Annotated in this window: 3 protein-coding genes; 1 reads left to right on the top strand and 2 read right to left on the bottom strand. The window is 73.4% G+C overall.

The features are described 5' to 3' along the window. Window positions 1-475 precede the first annotated feature (475 nt). On the top strand, window positions 476-1,042 hold the full coding sequence (locus ACWGH4_RS33380; RefSeq protein ID WP_453467454.1) for a hypothetical protein: 567 nt from the start codon (window positions 476-478) through the stop codon (window positions 1,040-1,042). Window positions 1,043-1,137: 95 nt separating this feature from the next. On the opposite strand, the gene ACWGH4_RS33375 is transcribed toward ACWGH4_RS33380, so the two are convergent. Further along, on the bottom strand, window positions 1,138-2,691 hold the full coding sequence (locus ACWGH4_RS33375) for an N-acetylmuramoyl-L-alanine amidase (protein ID WP_453467452.1): 1,554 nt from the start codon (window positions 2,689-2,691) through the stop codon (window positions 1,138-1,140). Between the two features lie 116 nt (window positions 2,692-2,807). Continuing rightward, a partial coding sequence (locus ACWGH4_RS33370; protein WP_453467450.1) for a hypothetical protein occupies window positions 2,808-3,197 on the bottom strand: 390 nt, incomplete at its 5' end.

Genomic DNA, 3,197 nt, shown 5'->3' with positions numbered 1-3,197 from the left:
CCCGCGGACATATGTTCCGCGGGCGGCCGCCGTTCGAGCGCTGCCTGGCCGGAGGCGGCGGACACGTCGTCACCGCCGGCCGGCTCGGGCCCGGCCGCCTCGGACGTCGTCCCGCAGGCCGGGGTCTCGAAGGCCCCCGCCCGCACCGGGACTGCGTCCGGCGGTGCAGGCGCCGGGTCCGCTTTCGGTACTGCGGTCGCCGGTGGGGGCTGGGGCATGCGGTGGGCGGACGGTCGCGGTGTGAGTCCGCCCGGGGGCGTGCGGGCTCACACCGCGGTCCGCGAGGCCGGGCCAACAGCCGTGCGGGCGGGCCCTGTTCCTGTGGAGGGAAAGTAACAGAGGGGTGGCGTAGATGTGTGCGTACGGATCGAGCCGACGGTAACGTTCTGGCCACGGAGTGACGCAATCGCGCCAACGGACGCAGTAGGGACAAGTACAAGGGCTAGTACTTCGTCCGCGACGGAAGGCGTCCCGCATGACCTCCAAGAGCCTGACGGTACTCATCGCACAGGCGGATGAGCGTGGCCTGGCCGCGACCGGGCTCGCGTGCCTCGACCGCTGCCTGCCGCTGCTCGCGGTGGAGGACGACACGCTGCGTCCGCTGTGGGCCGGGCTCGCCGGCGGCGAGGAGGAGTGGGCCGGCGCGCTGGCGGCGGCGCGGCAGGCCATGGAGGCCACGCCGCCGGGAGACGAAGACGCCGCCCTCGTACGGGGGATGCTCGGCGCGGCCCCCTCCGACTGGGCCGTGACGTCCCTGCGCGAGTGGGCCGACGGCTGCTCCGTCACCGCCCTCGAGGTGCACCGGCGTTTCGACATGGGCGACTGCCCGGCCGAGAGCATCGAGCGCTGCCGCAAGGGCGAGGGTGAGCCGGACGGTGTGGGACCCCTGGTGGAGGGCGAGTTGCGGCGCCAGGCCCAAGTATTGGAGATCGTCGCGGAACCGCCCGGCGGCAACGGCCTGCGCCACGCGCTCGAGGTGTCGACGGAAGGGCGCCGCGTCCTCCGCGCGGCGGTCTCGCGCCGGGCGCGCGTCACCGGCTGAGGCGGCGCGGCGGCGCGCACGTCCGGCCGGGGGGCCGGGCGCGCGGAACGGCCGCCCCCACCACGAGGCGGGAGGCGGCCGGCCCTGGCGATCTGTCAGCGCGCGTACACCGACGCACCCGCCGTGCGGCGGATCTCCGGCAGCGCAGAGTAGAGCGTGGCGCCCGGGCACAGCGTGGCGAAGCCGTCGCGGTGGCCCGAGACGGTGTTGAGCGTCGCCTTCTCGCCGGTTTTGTAGACACCCGTGTCGCCGGCCGCGGTGAGCGTCACCTGCGCCTCGGGGTCGACGCCGTGCAGGCCGAGCTTCCACGCGGCGATGTCGGCGATGGCCTGCTTGGCCACGGGAGTCGGCGTACCGCCGTTCTCGTAGTCGCCGAGGAGCGAGACGCCGGACGAGTCGCCGTTGAAGCCGTACGTGTGCGCTCCACGCACCGGCTTGTCCACGCCGCCCGCGCGGCCCTCGAAGACCGTTCCGCACTTGTCGACGAAGAAGTTGTAGCCGATGTCGTTCCAGCCGTTGGTCTTCACGTGGTACGTGAGGATCGCCCGGATGATGGCCGGCGACTCGGCGCAGTCGTAGCTGTTCGTGCCGGCGGTGTGGTGGACGAACACCGCGGAGACCTTGCTCAGATAGGACGGCGGGTCCGCGACGAGTGATTCGTCCGCGCCCCAGTCCGCCCGGCTGACGATCGCCGGTACGGCAGGGGCGGTCGGTCCGGTCGTCCCGGTCGACTCGGCCGGGTCCGGCTGGGCGGTCGGCTGGGTCGTGGGCTCGCCGGTCGGCTCACCGCTCGGTTCGGTGCCGGGGCCGGTGGTCGGCTCCTCGCTCGGGGCAGGGGTGCTCGGTTCGGCCGTCGGCTCCTGCGGTTCCTCGGAGGGCGCGGGGCCTGTGGGGTCCTGGCTGGGTGCGGGGCTCGGATCCGCCGTCGGTTCCTGGCTCGGGGCGGGGGTGCTCGGTTCGGCGGTCGGCTCCTGCGGCTCCTCGGTCGGCTCAGCGGAGGGTGCCGGGGCCGTGGGCGAGGCCGGCTGGTCGGTGGCCGGCGGCTCCGCCGGTTCCGACGAGGCTCCGGTCGGCTCGGGGGCGGTGCTCGGCGCGGTACCCGGGCCGGTGACCGAAGGGCTCGGTGCCGCGGTGTCCGTCTTCTTGGGCTCGGCGGACGGCTTGCCCGTCCCGTTCCCCTTGCCCTGTCCCTTGCCGTTGTCCGTCCCGCCCGGGTCGATCATGTCGAGCCGCAGGGCCTTCGGCACCGCGGTCTCCTTGCCACCGGCCACCACACGGGCCTCGACGGCGTCCGACGGTCCCACCCACAAGGGCTCCGAGGCGCCGCGGACGCCCGAGGCGTCGCCTTCCTCCGACTCAGGGGCCCGAATGTCGAAGTCGAGATCGCGCCAGTCGGTCCAGGTGCCGTCGTCCGCGCTGCGGGTGCGTATCTGTGCGGTGCCCTCGAAGTCGTCGGCGCTGTCCTCCCAGGAGACTCCGACGAGCGAGAACAACTGCGTCTCCGTGCGCGGCAGCTCGCGCTTCTTAGCGTCCTTGCCGTCCAGCGCCAGGGTGTGGGCCTTCACGGGGCGGGAGTTGTCGGCGGCAGCGGTGTTCCCGGAGCCGCCGGTGACGGCGACGGCCGTGACCCCCGTGCCCGCCAGGACCACTGCCCCCGCTGCCAGCCAAACGGTCTTCGGTGCTCTTCTCGCCCGTCGCGCGCGAGTCCCTCTCGGATTCATGCCCATCCCTCGTAAACCTCGTACGCGCATCGTGTGCGCGGTGATCAGTTGTCGGTTGCGGGCAGCTCGCCCGCGCAGGTGGCACGGCCGAACTCGCCCATGGCCGTGGCACGTTGGACGTGCTCGCCACGGATCGCGAGCGTGCAGGCCGCCTGGCCGCCCTTCTCACCGAGGACGATGGCGATGGTCGGCGGCTTGCCCAGCGGCACCTGGACGGTCTTCTTCCACGGAAGCTCGGCATCCCGGACGACGGTCGCCGTGCCGTCCTCGCTGCGGGCGAGGTACGAGATCTCGACCGGGCCCTCGCCGGTGACCTCGTACGTCACCGCGGCGGTCGGTACGGCCGGGGGCTTCGGCTTCTCCTCGGTGTCGAGAACGCCGTAGCCGACGAGGCCGCCGCAGGCGAGCAGCAGGACGGCTGCGATCGCCACTCC

The organism is Streptomyces sp. NPDC054847, from assembly GCF_053610925.1.
Note: the sequence above shows the minus strand (reverse complement) of the source record. Positions and strands in the feature narration are given on the sequence as shown.